This is a genomic window from Pseudomonas sp. PB120 (assembly GCF_009761815.1).
Classification (GTDB): domain Bacteria; phylum Pseudomonadota; class Gammaproteobacteria; order Pseudomonadales; family Pseudomonadaceae; genus Aquipseudomonas.
In genome coordinates, this window is sequence record NZ_RWIN01000142.1 from 162,183 (window position 1) to 180,957 (window position 18,775).

Below are 18,775 nucleotides of genomic sequence, written 5' to 3' on the forward strand. Positions count from 1 at the left end.
CTTTGTAGAACGATTATCCGAGGGAGTTGCGGGTGCAGATTCAGGGTCATTACGAGCTTAAGTTCGAAGCGGTTCGCGAAGCGTTCGCGGCGCTGTTCGACGATCCTCAGGAACGTGGCGCGGCGTTGTGCATCCAGATTGGTGGCGAAACCGTCGTCGACCTCTGGTCCGGCACCGCCGACAAGGATGGCGCTGAGGCCTGGCACAGCGACACCATCGCCAACCTGTTCTCTTGCACCAAGACATTCACCGCCGTCACCGCGCTGCAACTGGTGGCCGAAGGCAAGCTGCAACTGGACGCTCCGGTTGCCCGCTACTGGCCCGAGTTCGCCGCCGCCGGCAAAGAATCCGTGACCCTTCGCCACTTGCTCTGCCATCAGGCAGGCCTGCCGGCATTGCGCGAATTGCTGGCCCCCGAAGCCCTTTACGACTGGCAAACGATGGTCGATGCCCTGGCCGCTGAAGCGCCATGGTGGACGCCGGGCGAAGGTCACGGTTATGCCGCCATCACCTATGGCTGGCTGGTGGGCGAGTTGTTGCGCCGCGCCGACGGTCGCGGGCCGGGGGAGTCCATCGTCGCCCGGGTCGCCAAACCGCTTGGACTGGATTTTCACGTGGGTCTGGCGGATGAAGAATTCCACCGTGTGGCGCACATCGCCCGTGGCAAAGGCAATGTCGGCGACGCGGCGGCCCAGCGCCTGCTGCAAGTGACAATGCGCGAACCGACGGCCATGACCACCCGGGCGTTCACCAACCCGCCGTCGATCATGACCAGCACCAACAAACCCGAGTGGCGGCGCATGCAGCAACCGGCGGCCAACGGCCACGGCAATGCCCGTAGCCTGGCCGGGTTCTACGCCGGCCTGCTCGACGGCCGCCTGCTGGAAAGCGAGATGCTCGACGAGCTAACTCGTGAACACAGCCTTGGCGAAGACAAGACTTTACTGACCCGGACCCGCTTCGGGCTCGGTTGCATGCTCGATCAACCGGACGTGCCCAACGCCACTTTCGGCCTCGGCCCAAGGGCGTTCGGCCATCCTGGCGCTGGCGGTTCCATCGGTTTTGCCGATCCGGAGCACGATGTCGCTTTCGGTTTTGTGACAAATACACTGGGGCCGTACGTCTTGATGGATCCGCGCGCACAAAAGCTTGTGCGAGTACTGGCCACTCGTCTGTAAAACACGCTCGAGGGGGCCAGTACCGGAACCCGACAGCCTTTTCGGATTCAAAGCGTCTGTTTATGCGGGCCATCCCGGCCTGATTTTTATCATTTCTTCATTTTTTGTGGATTATCCCATGTCAACCAAACCAACCCTCGCCCTGGCACTGTGCTTCGCAATCACGGGCTGCGCACAGACCCCAAAAAATGATGCAGACGGCGGTAGCTGGTGGCCGTTCAGCTCCTCTGACAAAGTCGCAGCGAAAGACCCCGCTCCCGCGCCTGCACCGGTCAAGCCGGCCGCGCCTGCCGCGGTGGCCAAGGCCGACGCTGATGAGGGTGGCAAATGGTGGTGGCCGTTCGGCGGCAAAGAACAACCTACCGCTAAAGTCGTGCCGATGCCCGACCCGAAAGTGACCCAGGCCTGGCTAGACGACTATGAGCCGCGCCTGCGTGAAGCGACCAAGGACAGCAACCTGAAAGTCGAGCGCCGTGAAAACGTGTTGGTGGTGATCGCGCCGGTAGAAGGCTCGTTCAACCCGGATCGTCCGGCCATGCTGCTGCCGGTCACATTGGGCCCGTTCACCCGCGTCGCGAAAATTCTTGAAGTCGACCCGCAAACAGCGGTGCTGGTCCTCGGTCACAGCGACACCTCGGGTTCGGCGCCGGCCAACGTGAAATTGAGTCAGGAACGTGCACAGGCCGTGGCGGCGATCTTCCGCCTCAGCGGTCTGCAGCGTGATCGGCTGATGCTGCGCGGAATGGGCGGTGAAGCGCCGCGTGCAGCCAACGACAGTGTTGAAGGCCGCGCGTTGAACCGTCGTGTCGAGTTGCTGGTGACCCCGCAAAACACCATGGTTGCGCTGCTGAGCAAGTACAACATGCCAGCCCCGGCGCCTGTGAACATGGTTGCCGCGCAGACCGCCAAACCTGCGGTCGCCCCTGTAACACCGGCGCCTGCGGCGAAAAAAGCAGCGGTGCCAGCCGCTAAAAAAGCCCCGGCCAAGAAAACCGCTGCCAAGAAAGCGCCTGCTAAAGCCGCGACGCCGGCGAAAAAGGTTGCTCCGGCCAAAGCCGCTGCCGACGCGAAGAAACCTGCTGTCGCCACCGATACCACCTCAAAGCAGTGATTTGTTAACCAGAAGGAATGTGCCATGACCAAGGCCCTGGCTGATATGCGTCGCGATTACACCCGGGATGGCTTGACCGAGGCGCAAGCCCCGGCTGAGCCTTTCGCGCTGTTCCATCAGTGGTTTGCCGACGCAGTGAAAACCGAACAGGCGCCGGTGGAGGCCAACGCCATGACCTTGGCCACTGTCGATCAGGACGGTCGGCCGCATTGCCGCATTCTGCTGCTCAAGGGCCTGGATCAGCAGGGCTTCACGTTTTTCACCAACTACGACAGCGCCAAGGGCCAGCAAATGGCCGCGAATCCGTTCGCGGCCATGACATTTTTCTGGCCGGCCCTTGAGCGTCAGGTGCGTATCGAAGGGCGGGTCGCGAAGGTCACCCCCGAAGAGTCCGACGCGTATTACCAGGTCCGGCCGCTGGGCAGCCGTCTCGGTGCCTGGGCTTCGCCTCAAAGCCGGGTGATCGCCGATCGTGGTGAACTCGAAGCGCTGCTCAAGAATACCGAGCAACGTTTCAGCGACACACAGCCTCACTGCCCTGAGCACTGGGGCGGTTACCGCCTGATACCTGAGCGCGTCGAGTTCTGGCAGGGCCGTCCGAGCCGTCTGCACGACCGCCTCAACTACCGCTTGCAGGGCGCCGACTGGATTCTTGAACGTCTGGCACCCTGAGCAGTCTACCGACCGGGATACCCTGCTGCAGCGGCCTCCAGCCATTGCGGCAGGTCCCGACGCTTGATCTTCTGCGCGTGAGCGTTCGCCAACTGCTGGAGCATGAAAGCCTTTTTATGCTCGTCTCCACCGGCCAAGGCTAACGCCAGATCGCGGTCCATCCAGCGCCTGATCCGTACGTACAGCCATCCGTGGAAGTACAAACCGGCGACTGTGGTGACGACAATGATGAAATAATCCATGAAAATCCTTGGGCAATGGCGCAAATTGCAGAATTTGCCGCTACTGTGTCGAGTTCGTGGAGGCGCCTGTACCGGGCCTGAATCAAAACAATTTTATCCGGGCGATGCCGTGACAAAGCGTCTAGCTGCGGAGTTTAATGAACACCTGTCCTTTGGAGTTGATGCTATGCGTAAGTCTGTTCTGCTGGTTGCTTCCTTTTCCACGATGGCGATGTTGCTCACCGGCTGCCAATCGAGCCTGACCGGTGACTCCTACTCCCGTGACGAAGCGCGTCGTGTGCAGACCGTTCGCATGGGCACCATCGAATCCCTGCGTCCGGTCAAGATCGAAGGCACCAAGACCCCAATCGGCGGCGCCGCTGGCGCAGTCGTGGGCGGTGTCGGCGGTAGCGCCATCGGCGGCGGTAAAGGCAGCATCGTCGCTGCGGTCATCGGCGCAGTCGCCGGCGGCCTGCTCGGTTCGGCCACCGAAGAAGGCCTGACCCGCACCCAAGGCGTGGAAATCACCGTTCGCGAAGACGACGGCAGCATGCGCGCCTACGTGCAACAGGTTCAGGAAAATGAAGTGTTCCGCGTTGGCGAGCGCGTGCGGATTTCGACTGTAGACGGTACGAGCCGCGTTTCGCACTAAGCGGGATAACGGGTAAAAGAAAACCCCGATCAGCGTGAGCTGGTTGGGGTTTTTTGTTTGGAAAGAAATATGAGTGCGACCTAGGTTTCGCGCTGCATTACCAAGTGTCACTATAGTCGAACGCTATCTGATAATCGTAGTTCGCCAAGACGATGCAATGCTGAAAATGGGGTTGGATTATGGCGATCCAGTGGCTGCCAACATTAAATCCCCCATTGTTAATATTGTTTTCCACTGGGGTCCCCAGAGCTCCCAGTATTGAGTCGTCTTCGCCTAGATCTTCGGAGGATTCTTCACCCTGACAAAATTCCGTTTTCTTGTCATACCATTCCAGCCTTAGCTTTAGTCCCATCGTCGCCTCACGATTATTTTTTTGTGAGAGGGCATATCAAGTTTTTCTCTCGTAGAATTGATCGCGTGAAAAAATTCGGCAGAAAGGCTTCGGGAACTGCTCAAGACCCCGCACGGGGGCCGATGAAGTACTCGAGCCCCTGCGGTAAATCGATTTTCAGAAGATCTGATACCTGTCTGATCTGAGTTTCAGTCAGCTCTAGTTCTCCAGGAGCTATCTCCTCAAGCGGCTTTGATTCAGTCAGTTGCGCCAGCGCTTGGTTTAGCTCTTGATCTTTGACAGTAAGTTCGAACTGCAATGAGTCATCTTTTTTTTCATCAGGATAGAATCCGGTTATAGATAGAAAGCGCATGATTTGTACTCGTCAGTTTTTTGCGGTTCGTCTGCCTGGCTTTGCTTTTTTTGTGCGGGCGCCAGTTAAATGATTGAATTCACCCAGATGTACTCCGAATCTATCGAATAGCTCGACAGCGCCGCTTTTGGAGTCCCATTCATATATCCGGCCTCTGCGGTCTAACCATCGTGCTCGTTTTTTTCCTCCTCCTTGAACTGAAACCTTCGGTTTCACGGGATATGCATCTGGAAAACCGGGTAGCGTTTGTGGATCGTCGAAGTACTTATGGTCCCCCGGCATCGTCACCACAATGTAAACCGGCTTTACACCCGAATTCGCCGGAAACACAAGAATGAAATCCTTGTACTCAGGCGGATAGCTCGGGTTCACGATGATGCCGTCAGCCGCTTTCGTTGGCGGGTAAACCCAGATATGCGGGGCTTGCGGGGCGGCTTCCAGTTTGGGGATGCCGAGGATGTCGGAGCCGTCGACGGCCGGGGTCCAGATCAGTTCGATGCCGTCTCCGAGGTCTGCAACTTGCTGGCTGCCGCGCAAGGTGAACTGCACGACATCGACCATTTCCCAATCGCGGTTCTTGCCGGTATAGAAACCGTAACCCTTGAGACGGCCATCAGCCTGTTGCTCGACCTGAAGCCGAACGCGGGTTCGGGCTTGCTTCAGGGTTCTGAGCTGGTCTTCGGTGTAGAGGGCGCTGTCGCCCAGGCTGGGAACCCAGAATATGGCGGCCAGGCCGGCCAATACGGTGCTGCCGGTGGCGCCGAGTGCTGCGCCGGGAAGGGCAAGCACCGGGAAGCGCAACGCGAGTTGACCGATGCCCAGTGACAGGGTCGAGCCGCTGATCGTTTCCAGATTCAGCAGCCCGGTGTCGTCTGCTTTGCGAGCGCCGAGCCAGGCGACTTCTCCGTAGTCCTTGAGGCTGTCGGTCGGCACCATACCCGACGGGTTCGAGTAATCGATGATGGCGTCCGGCAGGTTGCAGGACTTGGCGAAAACGCATCCGACTTGCGTGGGCCTGGGTTTGCCGGCGATCACCTGACGGCCGCGCAGGAAGGCGTCCTGCCGGGCGAGCATGGCGTCGTAAGCGTTTTGGCGGGCGTCTCGTGCCGCCAGTTCGGTGGCCGTCATGAGACGGTGGGTGATGTGATGCCCGTCGCCAGACGGTGGGTTTTTGACCCTGGGAATGTCCTTGTTGCCAGTCACTGATCTTCCTTGCGTTCGTCCGTCGACAGCCCGTTGAAAGGGGCTGTGCGACGTTAACGAACGTGGCTAATCGTGGCTGTAGGACGAATCCTGATTGTGGCTAAGAGGGTTCTGTTTCTCTCAGGATGGCAGCGCGGCGTTCTTGCGACTCGCCATCGCTGTCACCGCATAACCAATCAACGCGGCCAAAATCGACCCGGTCAAAATCCCCATCCGGTCCATCCCCGCGTAATCGCTCACGCCCGGTTCAAAGGCCAGGGAACCGACAAACAGACTCATGGTGAAGCCAATCCCGCAGAGGATTGCCACGCCCAGCACCTGGCCCCAGTTGGCGCCTTGGGGCAGGGCGGCGATGCCGGTTTTCACCGACAGCCAGGTCAGGCCGAACACGCCCAGCGTCTTGCCCAGGAGCAGGCCGATCGCGATGCCCATCGGCACGTGGTGGGTGAAGCTTTCCAGGGTGACGCCGCTCAGGGATAGACCGGCGTTGGCGAAGGCGAACAGCGGCAGGATGCCGTAGGCCACCCACGGGTGCAGGGCGTGTTCCAGGGTCAGCAGCGGCGACGGCTCAGCGTTTTTGGTGCGCAACGGAATGCAGAAGGCCAGGGTGACGCCGGCCAATGTCGCGTGGACACCGCTCTTGAGGACGCAGACCCAAAGGATCAAACCGATAATCATGTACGGCCCGAGCTTGACCACGCCGAGCCGGTTCATCGCGATCAGCGCCACGATGCACGCCGCGGCCAAGGCCAGCGACACGGTCGACAACGCGCCCGAATAGAAGACCGCGATAACGATGATGGCGCCGAGGTCGTCGATGATCGCGAGCGTCATCAAGAACAGCTTCAGCGAAACCGGCACGCGTTTGCCCAGCAGGGCCAGTACACCGAGGGCGAAGGCGATGTCGGTGGCCATGGGGATGGCCCAGCCACCGAGGGCGGCGGGGTTGTCCCGGTTGAAAAACCAGTAGACCAGCGCCGGCACGACCATGCCACCAATCGCCGCTGCGCCGGGCAGGACCACCTGGGAAGGTTTCGACAGCTGGCCGTCGAGGACTTCGCGCTTCACTTCCAGGCCGATCAACAGGAAGAACAAGGCCATCAGGCCATCGTTGATCCACAGCAGTGCCGGCTTGGCGATTTGTAGCGCGCCAATCTGCGCCACCACCGGGGTGTCGAGAAAGCTCTGGTAGAGCCAGGACAGCGGGGAATTGTTGATGATCAGCGCAAGGGCTGCGGCGGCGATCAGTAACAGACCGCTGGCAGCTTCCAACTGAAAGAAACGCGTGAAAGTGCTACGCAGAGGCAAGGTCGCTCTCCATCGATTCGTCAAAAGGTGGCACACCCTAACCCGTACCGTTAGTTGTTAAAACAAAAGTTATATTCTTTTTTGTTATATGCCGTTTCAACCCTCACGACCGGTACGGCTGTGAGCCTAGCAGTTGCCGGACGTATTGAACCTCAGCTGTACCTGTGCGCGATGCAGGATTTTTCCTAAGCTTGTGGGCTGAGCCTTGCAACAAGGCCGACTCAACGAGATCACCACCATGAGCGACAACCGACAGTGGGCCCGCGAAGCCATCCGCATCATCGAGGCCGACTTCCAGCGCAGCGCCGACACTCACCTGATCCCATTGCCGCTGCCGGGTTTTCCGGGCATCGAGTTGTATTTCAAGGATGAGTCCAGCCATCCCACCGGTAGCCTCAAACACCGTTTGGCCCGCTCGCTGTTCCTCTACGCGTTGTGTAACGGCTGGCTCAAGCCCGGCGCGCCGGTGATTGAAGCATCCAGCGGGTCCACGGCGATTTCCGAGGCGTACTTTGCGCGTTTGCTCGGTTTGCCGTTCATTGCGGTGATGCCGGCGACTACTTCGAAAGAGAAGATCGCGCAGATCGCGTTCTACGGCGGAAAAAGCCACCTGGTTGATGATCCGACGCAGATCTACGCCGAATCCGAGCGGTTGGCCCGGGAACACGACGGCCATTTCATCGACCAGTTCACCTATGCCGAACGCGCCACCGACTGGCGAGCGAACAACAATATCGCCGAGTCGATCTTCCATCAGATGCGTTTCGAAAAGCACCCGGAGCCGAGCTGGCTGATCTCCAGCCCCGGTACCGGCGGCACCACCGCGACGCTCGGTCGTTACGTGCGTTATCGCCAGCATTGCACCCGCGTGCTGTGTGCTGATGCCGAGCGGTCGGTGTTCTTCGACTACTACCAGACTGGCGATGCCAGCCTGCGCCTGGATCACGGTTCGCGGATCGAAGGTATTGGCCGGCCGCGAGTGGAAGCGTCGTTCCTGCCCAAGGTGATTGATGCGATGGTCAAGGTCCCGGACGCACTGTCACTGGCGGCCATGCATTATCTGGCGCAGCACTTGGGACGCCGGGTTGGCGGGTCGAGCGGGACCAATCTGATCGGCGCCTTGATGGCAGCCCGGCAGATGGCGGAGGCGGGGGAGTCGGGGTCGATCGTGGCGATTCTGTGTGATGGCGGCGAGCGGTATGAGACCAGTTATTACGACCAGGACTGGCTCAAGGCCCAGGGGTATGAATTGAGTGGGTTGATGGATGTGGTTGCGGCGAGTGTGGAGCGCGGTGAGCCGCTGCCAGCGACCGTGCTGCGCGCCAATATTTGACACGCAGAAGATCAAATGTGGGAGTGAGCCTGCTCGCGATAGCGGTAGACCAGTCAACACAGGTGTTGAATGTGAATCCGTCATCGTCGGAATGCCGCCCGGAGCCGGCTCGCTCCCACAGGGTTCTGCGCCGATCAGGCTTCCAGGCCGAGGATGTCTCGTGCCACGGCTTCGGCGATGCGAATCCCATCCACACCCGCCGACAGAATCCCGCCCGCATAACCCGCGCCTTCACCGGCCGGGAACAGGCCCTTCACGTTCAGGCTCTGCATCGATTCGTTACGGGTAATCCGTAGCGGCGACGAGGTGCGTGTCTCGATCCCGGTCAACACTGCGTCATGCAGCGAGTAACCGCGAATCTGCTTCTCGAACGCCGGCAACGCTTCGCGAATGGCTTCGATGGCAAACGCCGGCAAGGCGAGCGCCAGATCGCCCAGGGCAACCCCTGGTTTGTAGGACGGTTCAACACTGCCCAGTTCGGTGGACGGCTTGCCGGCAATGAAATCGCCGACCAGTTGCGCCGGTGCTTCGTAGTTGCTGCCACCCAGCACAAAGGCGTGGGACTCCAGGCGTTCCTGCAACTCGATACCGGCCAGCGGGCCGCCCGGGTAATCGACTTCCGGGGTGATCCCGACGACGATCCCGGAGTTGGCGTTACGCTCGTTTCGCGAGTACTGGCTCATGCCGTTGGTCACGACGCGGTTCGGCTCGGAGGTCGCCGCTACCACGGTGCCGCCCGGGCACATGCAGAAGCTGTAGACCGAGCGACCGTTCTTGGCGTGGTGCACCAGCTTGTAGTCCGCCGCCCCGAGTTTCGGGTGGCCGGCGTACTTGCCCAGGCGTGCGCGGTCGATCAGCGACTGCGGGTGTTCAATGCGGAAACCCACCGAGAACGGCTTGGCTTCCATGAACACGCCACGGCCGTGGAGCATGCGGAAGGTGTCCCGGGCACTGTGGCCTAGGGCAAGAATCACGTGCTTCGAATGGATCTGCTCACCGCCGTTGAGCTCGACGCCGACCAGTTGGCCGTCCTCGATCAACACGTCGGTGACGCGCTGCTGGAAGCGTACTTCGCCGCCCATGGCGCGAATCTGTTCGCGCATGTTTTCCACGACGCCGGTCAGTCGGAACGTACCGATGTGCGGTTTGCTGACGTAGAGGATTTCTTCCGGCGCGCCGGCCTTGACGAATTCATGCAGGACTTTGCGGCCGATGAATTTCGGGTCCTTGATCTGGCTGTAGAGCTTGCCGTCGGAGAATGTCCCCGCGCCGCCTTCACCAAACTGCACGTTGGATTCGGGGTTGAGCACACTTTTACGCCACAGGCCCCAGGTGTCCTTGGTGCGCTGGCGGACTTCGGTGCCGCGCTCGAGGATGATCGGCTTGAAGCCCATTTGCGCCAGCAACAGCCCGGCGAAAATCCCGCAAGGCCCGAAGCCTACGACGATCGGGCGCTGCTGAAGATCGGCCGGCGCCTGGCCGACCACTTTGTAGCTGACATCCGGCGCCACGTTGACGTTACGGTCATCGGCGAACTTGTGCAGCACTGCGGCCTCATCCTTGGCGGTGAGGTCGATGGTGTAGATGAAGCACAGTTCGGAAGACTTTTTGCGCGCATCGTAGCTGCGCTTGAACAAGGTGAAATCGAGCAGGTCATCACTGGCGATGCCCAGGCGCTGCACGATGGCAGGGCGCAGGTCTTCTTCGGGATGGTCGATCGGCAGCTTGAGTTCAGTGATTCGTAACATGACAGGGTCCGGTTCGCGGGGCGCACAACTGCGCCAAGGCGTTTGAAGCCCGCGATTATAAGCCCCAACGGAGGATTCCCGTGAGGCTAAAACGATCAGTCGTTACGCGATCCGCCGAAATACCCGCAGCCGCGCTGAACCTGGCCATCGATGCGCAGTTCGGCACTCATGTGCTGAATACTGCCGGTGCTGCTGTCGACGCAACGTTGTGGCGCGACCCACAGTTCGATGTGCTGGTTATTGGCTTCGGTGCTGAGATTGAAACGGCCGTCACCCAGTTGCTCTTCCACGTACGGCACCGCCAGCGGTGGCTGCCCGGCGCGGTCGATGACCATGCCTTTGCCGCTGACTTTGACGGTCCACTCGGGCGAGTGACCGGCTGCACGCAGGATCAGCAGTTTGAAGTTCGGGTCTTCGCACGCGGTGCCCGAGCGTTCGACGCGGTACAGCTGCTCCAGGTCGAGGCGACTGTCGACAACGCGGCCACGCACGTCGGCAAACAACTTGCCCCGCTGATCGGCGAGGCTCGCGGCTTCCTGCAGGACGCTGGTGCCGCCCGTGTCGTTGACCACGTACGTGCGTTGCTCGTTGCACGGCTGGAACAACAGCTTGCCGTCGGCTGCGGTCAACTGACCCTGCAGGCGGGTCTGGCCCACGTGAGAGGCACTTTCACGCGAGCCATCCAGCAACTGGCAGGCGGCAAACAGGGGCAGCAGGGCGACAAGGACTAAGGAACGGGCAACACGCATCTTTGGCTCTCCAGACAAGTGCCGCCACGTTACGCAGCCTGACCGTTCATCACAACCCCACAGACATACGTTCCTCAACCTGTAGGAGCACAGCTTGCTGGCGAAGGCGATTTAACGGACGCCATCGCCGGCAAGCCGTGCTCCTACGGATTGGATCGATTCAACCGACGTGAAACGTCTGACCAGTCTGCAGGCCTTCTACGCTTTTGGCGTAGGCCAGCGCCACATCGGCCGCCGGAACCGGTTTGTAACCGCGGAAGTACGGCGCGTAGCTGCCCATGGCTTCGACCAGCACGGTCGGGCTGATCGAGTTCACACGCAGGCCACGAGGCAATTCGATGGCCGCCGCGCGAACGAAGCTGTCGAGGGCGCCGTTGACCAATGCGGCCGAAGCGCCGCTGCGGATCGGGTCGTGGCTGAGCACGCCGGTGGTCAAGGTGAAGGAGGCACCGTCGTTGGCAAACTCACGCCCGATCAGCAGCAGGTTGACCTGCCCCATCAATTTGTCTTTCAGGCCCAGGGCGAAGCTTTCTTCCGTCATTTCGCCCAACGGCGCAAAGGTCACGTTGCCGGCGGCGCAGACCAGCGCGTCGAACTTGCCGGTTTGTTCGAACAGTTTGCGAATCGAGGCGCTGTCGCTGATGTCCACGTTGTAATCGCCGCTGGTGCGGCCGATGCGGATGACTTCGTGACGCTGGGACAGCTCTTTGTCGACCGCCGAACCGATGGTGCCGCCTGCGCCTATCAAAAGAATTTTCATTGTGCTGATCCTCGAGTGGGTTGGGTGTGGGGTCAGTTTAGAGTGGTTTTTTCTGCTGATAAGCGCGCTAATGGGCAACCTTTGGTTTTCAAATGGAAACAATCCATGAGCGAGATGGATGATCTGGCCGCGTTTGCAGTGTTGATCGAAGCCGGGAGTTTCACCTTGGCGGCGCAGCAATTGGGCTGTAGCAAGGGGCAATTGTCCAAGCGCATCAGCTTGCTGGAAACGCGGTTTTCCGTCGTCCTGTTGCAGCGCACCACCCGACGCTTGAGCCTGACGGCGGCGGGCGCAGCGTTGTTGCCACAAGCCCAGGCGTTGGTGGTTCAGGTGGAACGCGCGCGTCAGGCATTGGCGCGGTTGAAGGACGACATGGCCGGGCCGGTGCGCATGACGGTTCCGGTGTCTTTGGGCGAAACTTTCTTCGACGGCATGCTGCTGGAGTTTTCCCACACGTACCCCGAAGTGCAGATTGAGCTTGATCTGAGCAACAACTACCGGGATTTGTCCCGTGAAGGGTTTGATCTTGGGGTTCGTTCCGAAGTCGGCAAAGACGAGCGATTAGTGGCCCGGCCTTTGTTGGCCTGGCATGAGATGACCTGTGCTAGCCCGGCTTACCTTGAGCAATACGGCGAGCCCTCAACGCCGCAAGAGCTGGCGCAACATCGTTGCTTACTCAACAGTCATTACAGCGGGCGCGAAGAATGGCTCTATCACCAGCAGCATGAGTTGTTGCGGGTGCGGGTGTCGGGGCCGTTCGCCAGCAATCATTACAGCTTGTTGAAGAAAGCGGCACTGGCCGGCGCGGGGATTGCGCGATTGCCGTCCTACTTGCTGCAGGCGGAATTGGCTGACGGGCGTTTACGCTGGCTGCTGCGCGGTTATCAGACGCGCAGAATGCCGATGTATCTGGTGCATCCGTATCAGGGCGGGTTGCCGAAACGCACGCAGGTGCTGGCGGATTATTTGATTGGCTGGTTCAAGCGCAGTGGCGAGGCGTTGGATCGGCTCTAACGATATTGTTCGACACACCACAAAAACCTGTGGGTGCGAACTGTGGCGAGGGGATTTATCCCCGTTGGACTGCGAAGCAGGCCCTTTTTTTGGGGCGGCTGCGCCACCCAACGGGGATAAATCCCCTCGCCACAGTTCGCTCCCACAGGAATCTTGGTTGTTGGTGAGATTTTGGTGGGCACAAAAAAACGGCCCGAAGGCCGTTTTCTGTTTACCGTAATCGCTTAACCGCCGAGGTACGCTTCGCGCACTTTCGGGTCGGTCAACAGCGCTTCACCGGTGCCTTGCATCACCACGCGGCCGTTCTCCAGAACGTACGCGCGGTCTGCGATTTTCAGCGCCTGGTTGGCGTTCTGCTCGACCAGGAACACCGTCACACCGTCCTTGCGCAGCTGTTCGATGATGTCGAAGATCTGCTGGATGATGATCGGTGCCAGACCCAGCGACGGCTCGTCGAGCAGCAGCAACTTGGGTTTGCTCATCAGCGCACGGCCGATGGCGAGCATTTGCTGTTCGCCGCCGGACATGGTGCCGCCGCGTTGGGCAAAACGCTCTTTCAGGCGTGGGAAAAGTCCGAGAACCTTGTCCATTTGTTCCTGATAGTCGCCCTTGTCGGTGAAGAACCCGCCCATGGCGAGGTTTTCTTCCACGGTCAGACGGGCAAACACCCGACGGCCTTCCGGAACCACGGCAATGCTCTTGCGCATGATCTGCGCCGAAGTCTGCCCCACGAGCTCTTCACCCATGTACTTGATGCTGCCGCTGTGGGCTTGTGGCGAACCGCACAGCGTCATCAGCAGGGTGGATTTGCCCGCGCCGTTGGCACCGATCAGGGTGACGATTTCGCCCTGGCGGATTTCCACGTTGACGCTGTGCAGGGCCTGGATCTTGCCGTAGAAGGTGGAAACGTTTTCGAATTGCAGCATTTACGCTTCCCCCAGGTAGGCTTTGATCACTTCAGGATTGTCGCGGATCTGTTCCGGTGTGCCGTTGGCCAGGGGCGTGCCCTGGTTGATCACGACAATGTGGTCGGAGATGCTCATGACCAGCTTCATGTCGTGTTCGATCAACAGCACCGTGACGTCGTGCTCTTCGCGGAGCACGCTGATCAGCGCCTTCAGGTCTTCGGTTTCCTTCGGGTTCAGGCCCGCGGCCGGTTCGTCGAGCATGAGGATCCGCGGGCGGGTCATCATGCAGCGAGCGATTTCCAGGCGACGTTGCTGACCGTAGGCCAGGGTGCCGGCAGGACGGTTGGCAAACGCCTTGAGGTTGACCTTGTCCAGCCAGTACTCGGCGAATTCCATGGCCTCGCGTTCGCTTCTGCGGAACGCCGGGGTCTTGAACAGGCCCGCCAGGAAGTTGGTGTTCAGGTGACGGTGCTGGGCGATCAAGAGGTTCTCGACCGCCGTCATGTCTTTGAACAACCGCACGTTCTGGAAGGTCCGTACCACGCCTTTGCGGGCGATCTCGTGGCCCGGCAGGCCTTCGATCGCCTGACCATCGAGCAGGATGCTGCCGCCGCTCGGCTTGTAGAAACCGGTCAGGCAGTTGAACACGGTGGTCTTGCCGGCGCCGTTAGGGCCGATCAGTGCCACGACCTGTTTTTCGTGCACGGTCAGGGCCACGCCGTTGACCGCCAGCAAGCCGCCGAAGCGCATGCTGAGATTTTCGACTTTAAGGATCTCGCGGCTCATTTGCGCAGCTCCATGTGAGGACGTTGCATGGGCAGCAGGCCTTGAGGGCGCCAGATCATCATCAGCACCATCAAGGCGCCGAACATCAACATGCGGTATTCACTGAACTCACGCATCATTTCCGGCAACAGGATCATTACGGTGGCAGCGAGTACGACACCCAGTTGCGAGCCCATGCCACCCAGCACCACGATGGCGAGGATGGTCGCCGACTCGATGAAGGTGAACGACTCCGGTGTCACCAGCCCCTGGCGCGCGGCGAAGAAGCTGCCCGCGAAACCGGCGAAGCAGGCGCCGAGGGTGAAGGCCGACAGCTTGATGACCGTAGGATTGAGACCCAGCGCACGGCAGGCGATTTCGTCTTCACGCAGCGCTTCCCAGGCACGGCCCAGAGGCATGCGCAGCAAGCGGTTGATGACGAACAGCGCGAACAGGGCAAGGAACAACGCAACCAGGTAGAGGAAGATCACCTTGTTGATCGAGTTGTATTCCAGGCCGAAGTACTCATGGAACGTCTGCAGGCCTTCCGCCGCTTTACGTTCGAAGGTCAGGCCGAAGAACGTCGGTTTCTCGATGTTGCTGATGCCGTTCGGGCCGCCGGTGATATCGGTCAGGTTACGCAGGAACAGACGGATGATTTCACCGAAGCCCAGGGTCACGATGGCCAGGTAGTCACCGCGCAGACGCAGTACCGGGAAGCCAAGCAGGAAGCCGAAGGTGGCCGCCATCAGGCCGGCGATCGGCAGGCAGATCCAGAAGCTCAGACCGTAGTAATGCGACAGCAGTGCATAACTGTAGGCGCCGACGGCATAGAAACCGACGTAACCGAGGTCGAGCAGACCGGCCAGGCCGACCACGATGTTCAAGCCGAGGCCGAGCATCACGTAGATCAGCACCAGGGTGGCGATGTCCACCGCACCGCGAGAGCCGAAGAACGGCCACACCAGGGCACCGATGATCAACGCGATGATGATCCAGCGCTGAGTGGTCGGCAGGGTCAGGAAGTTACTGGCCTTGGCCGGCATGACCGGCATGTTCGGCGAGGATTTCCAGGCCGCGCTGATCTGCTGGTCGAACAGCACCCGCAGGAACATCAGCACCGAGCACACGGCGATGGTGATCAACGTGGCCGTACTGGTGCCATGCACTTCGAGGTTGATACCGACGATGGTCAGTTTCAGACCGAGTACCGGGTAGGCAACGGCCCACACCAGCAAGGCGCTGAACAACGCCTGTTTAAGATTCCTAGTCATACTTTTTCAACCTCCGGACGGCCCAACAGGCCGGTAGGCCGGAACAACAACACCAGAACCAATAGGCCGAACGCGACGACGTCCTTGTACTGGTCGCCGAAGATGTCGGCACCAAAGGCTTCCGCCACCCCGAGCACGATCCCGCCGAGCATGGCGCCGGGAATGCTGCCGATACCGCCCAGTACTGCGGCGGTGAAGGCCTTGAGGCCGACGAGGAAACCGGCGTTCGGGTTGATCACGCCGTATTGCATGCTCAACAGCACAGCCGCGATGGCTGCCAGTGCGGCACCAATGACAAAGGTCAGGGCGATGATGTTGTTGGTGTTGATGCCCAGAAGGTTGGCCATCTTGATGTCTTCGGCACAGGCGCGGCAGGCGCGGCCCAGGCGAGAGCGGGAGATGAACAGCGTCAGGCCGAGCATGGCGACCAGGGTCACCACGAACACCACGATTTGCATGTAGGAAATCAGCACTTCATGTGCGCCACCTGGCCCGATGGCGAAGTTGCCGGGGATCAGGTTGGGGATGGATTTGTCCTTGGAGTCTTGCGCCAGCAGAACCGTGTTCTGCAGGAAGATCGACATGCCGATGGCGGAAATCAGCGGGATCAGACGGTTGCTGCCACGCAGGGGGCGGTAGGCAATCCGTTCGATGCTGTAACCGTAGGCACTGGTCACCACGATGGTGGCGAGGAAAGCGGCGGTCATCAACAGCGGAACGCTGTCGAGTCCCATCATGGACAGGCCCGCGATGGCGATGAACGCCACGTAGGAACCGATCATGTACACCTCGCCGTGGGCGAAGTTGATCATTCCAATGATGCCGTAAACCATCGTATAGCCGATGGCGATCAGGGCATACGTGCTGCCAATGGTCAGACCATTAACCAGCTGCTGGAAGAAGTGATAGATGTCAGGCATTACAGCGCTCCTAAAAACCTGATACGCATTTCACTGGTGGAGTCATTTTCCCGCCCGAGCCCCGTGGATCTTTACCCACTTCGAATTCGAGGTTTGCCAGCGAACCGCTGATGACGGTTTTGAGATTTTCAGGTGGGGAGACTGGCGGATCACGCCAGCGCGGCCCAATACGTTCGTAAAACAAAGCCCACGGCACGCCGTGGGCTTTGTTGGCAGTCAGTCAGGCAATGCCTTACTGAGGCGAAGCTTCAGTTTTAGGCTTGCCGAAGTGCCACTCGTAAACCACGAATTTGAAGTCTTTCAGGTCGCCCTTGGCGTCGAAAGCCAGGTCGCCAGTCGGGGTTTTGAAAGTGCCTGCGTGGATGGCGGCTGCCACTTTCGCAGGGTCTTCGCTCTTGGCTGCAGTGATGCCGCCAGCGATGACTTCAACAGCCGAGTAGGCCGGGAACACGAACGGACCGCTCGGGTCTTCTTTCTTCGCTTTGAACGCGTCAGCCAGTGCAACGTTGGCCGGGTCCTGGTCGAAGGATTTCGGCAGGGTGACCAGCAGGCCTTCGGAAGCTTCCTTGGCGATCTGCGAAATGGAGTCGTTACCCACGCCTTCCGGACCCATGAACTTGGCTTTCAGGCCTTTTTCCTGAGATTGACGCAGGATCAGACCCAGCTCCGGGTGGTAGCCGCCGTAGTAGACGAAGTCGACGTTGGCTTGCTTGAGCTTGGCGATGATCGACGAGAAGTCCTTGTCGCCGGCATTGATGCCTTCGAACACGGCAACCTTGACGTTCTTGCCTTCCAGGGTTTTCTTCACGGCGGTGGCGATGCCTTCACCGTATTGCTGTTTGTCGTGCAGGACAGCAACGATTTTCGGTTTTACGTGATCGGCAATGTAGTTACCGGCGGCAGGGCCTTGGGCGCTGTCCAGGCCGATGGTGCGGAACACCATTTTGTAACCACGGTTGGTGATGTCCGGGCTGGTGGCAGCCGGGGTGATCATGATCACGCCTTCGTCTTCGTAGATGTCCGAAGCCGGTTGAGTGGAGCTGGAGCACAGGTGGCCAACCACGAACTTGACGCCGTCGTTGACGACTTTGTTCGCGACAGCAACGGCTTGTTTCGGATCACAGGCGTCATCGTATTCAACGGCTTCGAGTTTCTTGCCGTCTACGCCGCCTTTGGCGTTGATTTGTTCGATGGCCATTTTGGCGCCACTGAACTGCATGTCGCCGTATTGGGCTACAGGACCGGTCTTAGGGCCGGCGATGCCGATCTTGATGGTGTCAGCTGCGAACGAATGGCTGGCAACCCCGGCCAGAACCATAGCGGCAAACAGTTTGGAAATCTGCTTAGTAGCCTTAGTCATAGTGCTCCACTCTTACTGTTGTAGTTTTTATAGTCCTGGCGCCGAAGCAGCAGAACCGGGTCAGATATCTTCGATATCCTCCGGAAAATGCCCCCGGCAACTGTACCGGTACAGTGTAGAGCGCCGATTGTCAGCCTGGGAAGGCAGCGCCGGGGGGCAAAACCAGAGGGTGTCGCTTTTTTGAAAGAAAAAGACAGAATTGCGGCGGGGGTTTACGCTGACTTAACAGCAATCCTTGGCTTTCCTGCTCTTTTCAATCGATGACTCAATTGCATCCGGGTTTTTCTGCCAGACCACCAACGTTATCATTCGCGTCGATTTCTTTTCCGGACAGGACCCATGACTCAAGAACCTAGCACCCTCTATGCCAAGCTGCTTGGTGAAACCGCATCTATTACCTGGAAAGAGCTGGAGCCGTTCTTCGCCAAGGGTGCCCTATTGTGGGTCGACCCCGGTCTGGATTTGATCGCCGCCGCCGAAGCCGTGGCGACGGATGAAGGGGAGAAAGTGGCTGCCTGGCTGGCCGCCGACCAGGTCGCCAAGCTGTCTGAAACGCGGGCGCTGGATCTTTTCGAACGTGATCCCGAGCTGTGGGCAGTCGTTGTTTCGCCGTGGATTATGATCCAGGAAAGGGCGACGAGCTGAATGCGTGCACGCTCTTGGTGCGCAGTATCAAAAGCAAAAAGTGTGTAGCCGAGTAGCGTGATGGCATGTTGCCGTAGAGAAAGGCCACAGGCAGAGTTGGCATAACGGTGACGTAAACGTAACGGGCACAGTTTATTGAGCAGCTTGAGGGCTGCTTAATTGTTTCTGGATGTTGGATTTGTGTCGATTCAGATGCCGCTATCGCGAGCAGGCTCGCTCCCACAGGTAATCAGAGAACCTGTGGGAGCGA

At 59.6% G+C, this 18,775-nt stretch carries 20 protein-coding genes; 7 read left to right on the plus strand and 13 right to left on the minus strand.

The window, feature by feature from the left end:
* The first annotated feature begins 32 nt into the window (after positions 1 to 32).
* The 3 genes from EJA72_RS26615 to pdxH all read left to right on the plus strand — a co-directional run bounded on the left by EJA72_RS26615 (position 33) and on the right by pdxH (position 2,961).
* Positions 33 to 1,178: a serine hydrolase domain-containing protein gene (locus EJA72_RS26615; protein ID WP_178129598.1), complete on the plus strand. Its 1,146-nt coding sequence runs from the start codon at positions 33 to 35 to the stop codon at positions 1,176 to 1,178.
* A gap of 118 nt (positions 1,179 to 1,296) precedes the next feature.
* Positions 1,297 to 2,289 carry an OmpA family protein gene (locus tag EJA72_RS26620; protein WP_157714847.1) on the plus strand — a complete coding sequence of 331 codons (993 nt, stop codon included), beginning with the start codon at positions 1,297 to 1,299 and terminating at the stop codon, positions 2,287 to 2,289.
* Positions 2,290 to 2,313: 24 nt separating this feature from the next.
* Entirely contained in the window at positions 2,314 to 2,961 is a 648-nt protein-coding gene (gene pdxH, locus EJA72_RS26625) for a pyridoxamine 5'-phosphate oxidase (protein WP_157714848.1), read from the plus strand.
* 5 nt (positions 2,962 to 2,966) lie between these two features.
* Here the strand turns inward: pdxH and EJA72_RS26630 are convergent, their stop codons facing one another.
* A complete protein-coding gene (locus tag EJA72_RS26630; RefSeq protein WP_157714849.1) occupies positions 2,967 to 3,203 on the minus strand; it encodes a hypothetical protein in 237 nt (78 codons plus the stop codon).
* A gap of 166 nt (positions 3,204 to 3,369) precedes the next feature.
* Here EJA72_RS26630 and EJA72_RS26635 point away from each other — a divergent pair, with 166 nt between their 5' ends.
* Entirely contained in the window at positions 3,370 to 3,834 is a 465-nt protein-coding gene (locus tag EJA72_RS26635) for a glycine zipper 2TM domain-containing protein (RefSeq protein WP_157714850.1), read from the plus strand.
* 97 nt (positions 3,835 to 3,931) lie between these two features.
* On the opposite strand, the gene EJA72_RS26640 is transcribed toward EJA72_RS26635, so the two are convergent.
* The 4 genes from EJA72_RS26640 to nhaA form a co-directional block, all read right to left on the minus strand.
* A complete protein-coding gene (locus EJA72_RS26640) occupies positions 3,932 to 4,186 on the minus strand; it encodes a colicin E3-like toxin immunity protein (protein ID WP_157714851.1) in 255 nt (84 codons plus the stop codon).
* Positions 4,187 to 4,286: 100 nt separating this feature from the next.
* The gene (locus EJA72_RS26645; RefSeq protein WP_157714852.1) at positions 4,287 to 4,538 is read right to left on the minus strand and encodes a pyocin S6 family toxin immunity protein; all 252 of its coding nucleotides are present in this window, start codon (positions 4,536 to 4,538) and stop codon (positions 4,287 to 4,289) included.
* 12 nt (positions 4,539 to 4,550) lie between these two features.
* Positions 4,551 to 5,741: an S-type pyocin domain-containing protein gene (locus EJA72_RS26650; protein WP_178129599.1), complete on the minus strand. Its 1,191-nt coding sequence runs from the start codon at positions 5,739 to 5,741 to the stop codon at positions 4,551 to 4,553.
* Positions 5,742 to 5,861: 120 nt separating this feature from the next.
* Positions 5,862 to 7,049 (minus strand): Na+/H+ antiporter NhaA, encoded by a 1,188-nt coding sequence (nhaA, locus tag EJA72_RS26655; RefSeq protein WP_157714853.1) that lies wholly within the window; start codon positions 7,047 to 7,049, stop codon positions 5,862 to 5,864.
* A 238-nt stretch (positions 7,050 to 7,287) separates the two neighbouring features.
* Here nhaA and EJA72_RS26660 point away from each other — a divergent pair, with 238 nt between their 5' ends.
* Positions 7,288 to 8,382, plus strand: a complete 1,095-nt coding sequence (locus EJA72_RS26660) for a PLP-dependent cysteine synthase family protein (protein WP_157714854.1) — start codon at positions 7,288 to 7,290, stop codon at positions 8,380 to 8,382.
* 134 nt (positions 8,383 to 8,516) lie between these two features.
* On the opposite strand, the gene EJA72_RS26665 is transcribed toward EJA72_RS26660, so the two are convergent.
* The 3 genes from EJA72_RS26665 to EJA72_RS26675 all read right to left on the minus strand — a co-directional run bounded on the left by EJA72_RS26665 (position 8,517) and on the right by EJA72_RS26675 (position 11,639).
* Entirely contained in the window at positions 8,517 to 10,130 is a 1,614-nt protein-coding gene (locus tag EJA72_RS26665; protein ID WP_157714855.1) for an NAD(P)/FAD-dependent oxidoreductase, read from the minus strand.
* Between the two features lie 95 nt (positions 10,131 to 10,225).
* Positions 10,226 to 10,879: a COG3650 family protein gene (locus EJA72_RS26670; RefSeq protein WP_157714856.1), complete on the minus strand. Its 654-nt coding sequence runs from the start codon at positions 10,877 to 10,879 to the stop codon at positions 10,226 to 10,228.
* A 160-nt stretch (positions 10,880 to 11,039) separates the two neighbouring features.
* Positions 11,040 to 11,639, minus strand: coding sequence for a short chain dehydrogenase (locus EJA72_RS26675; protein WP_157714857.1), 600 nt, complete (start codon positions 11,637 to 11,639; stop codon positions 11,040 to 11,042).
* 105 nt (positions 11,640 to 11,744) lie between these two features.
* Here EJA72_RS26675 and EJA72_RS26680 point away from each other — a divergent pair, with 105 nt between their 5' ends.
* Positions 11,745 to 12,653: a LysR family transcriptional regulator gene (locus tag EJA72_RS26680; RefSeq protein WP_157714858.1), complete on the plus strand. Its 909-nt coding sequence runs from the start codon at positions 11,745 to 11,747 to the stop codon at positions 12,651 to 12,653.
* A 224-nt stretch (positions 12,654 to 12,877) separates the two neighbouring features.
* On the opposite strand, the gene EJA72_RS26685 is transcribed toward EJA72_RS26680, so the two are convergent.
* The 5 genes from EJA72_RS26685 to EJA72_RS26705 all read right to left on the minus strand — a co-directional run bounded on the left by EJA72_RS26685 (position 12,878) and on the right by EJA72_RS26705 (position 17,880).
* Positions 12,878 to 13,579 carry an ABC transporter ATP-binding protein gene (locus EJA72_RS26685; protein WP_059407957.1) on the minus strand — a complete coding sequence of 234 codons (702 nt, stop codon included), beginning with the start codon at positions 13,577 to 13,579 and terminating at the stop codon, positions 12,878 to 12,880.
* Positions 13,580 to 14,347, minus strand: coding sequence for a high-affinity branched-chain amino acid ABC transporter ATP-binding protein LivG (gene livG, locus EJA72_RS26690; RefSeq protein WP_157714859.1), 768 nt, complete (start codon positions 14,345 to 14,347; stop codon positions 13,580 to 13,582).
* Positions 14,344 to 15,600 (minus strand): high-affinity branched-chain amino acid ABC transporter permease LivM, encoded by a 1,257-nt coding sequence (locus EJA72_RS26695; protein ID WP_157714860.1) that lies wholly within the window; start codon positions 15,598 to 15,600, stop codon positions 14,344 to 14,346. Before EJA72_RS26695 ends, livG begins: the two co-directional genes overlap by 4 nt.
* Entirely contained in the window at positions 15,597 to 16,520 is a 924-nt protein-coding gene (gene livH, locus EJA72_RS26700) for a high-affinity branched-chain amino acid ABC transporter permease LivH (protein WP_090180942.1), read from the minus strand. Before livH ends, EJA72_RS26695 begins: the two co-directional genes overlap by 4 nt.
* Before the next feature lie 232 nt (positions 16,521 to 16,752).
* Complete coding sequence (locus EJA72_RS26705) at positions 16,753 to 17,880, minus strand: branched-chain amino acid ABC transporter substrate-binding protein (protein WP_157714861.1); 1,128 nt, start codon at positions 17,878 to 17,880, stop codon at positions 16,753 to 16,755.
* A gap of 339 nt (positions 17,881 to 18,219) precedes the next feature.
* Between EJA72_RS26705 and EJA72_RS26710 the strand changes: the two genes are divergently transcribed.
* The gene (locus tag EJA72_RS26710; RefSeq protein ID WP_157714862.1) at positions 18,220 to 18,525 is read left to right on the plus strand and encodes a DUF2288 domain-containing protein; all 306 of its coding nucleotides are present in this window, start codon (positions 18,220 to 18,222) and stop codon (positions 18,523 to 18,525) included.
* Positions 18,526 to 18,775: the final 250 nt, after the last annotated feature.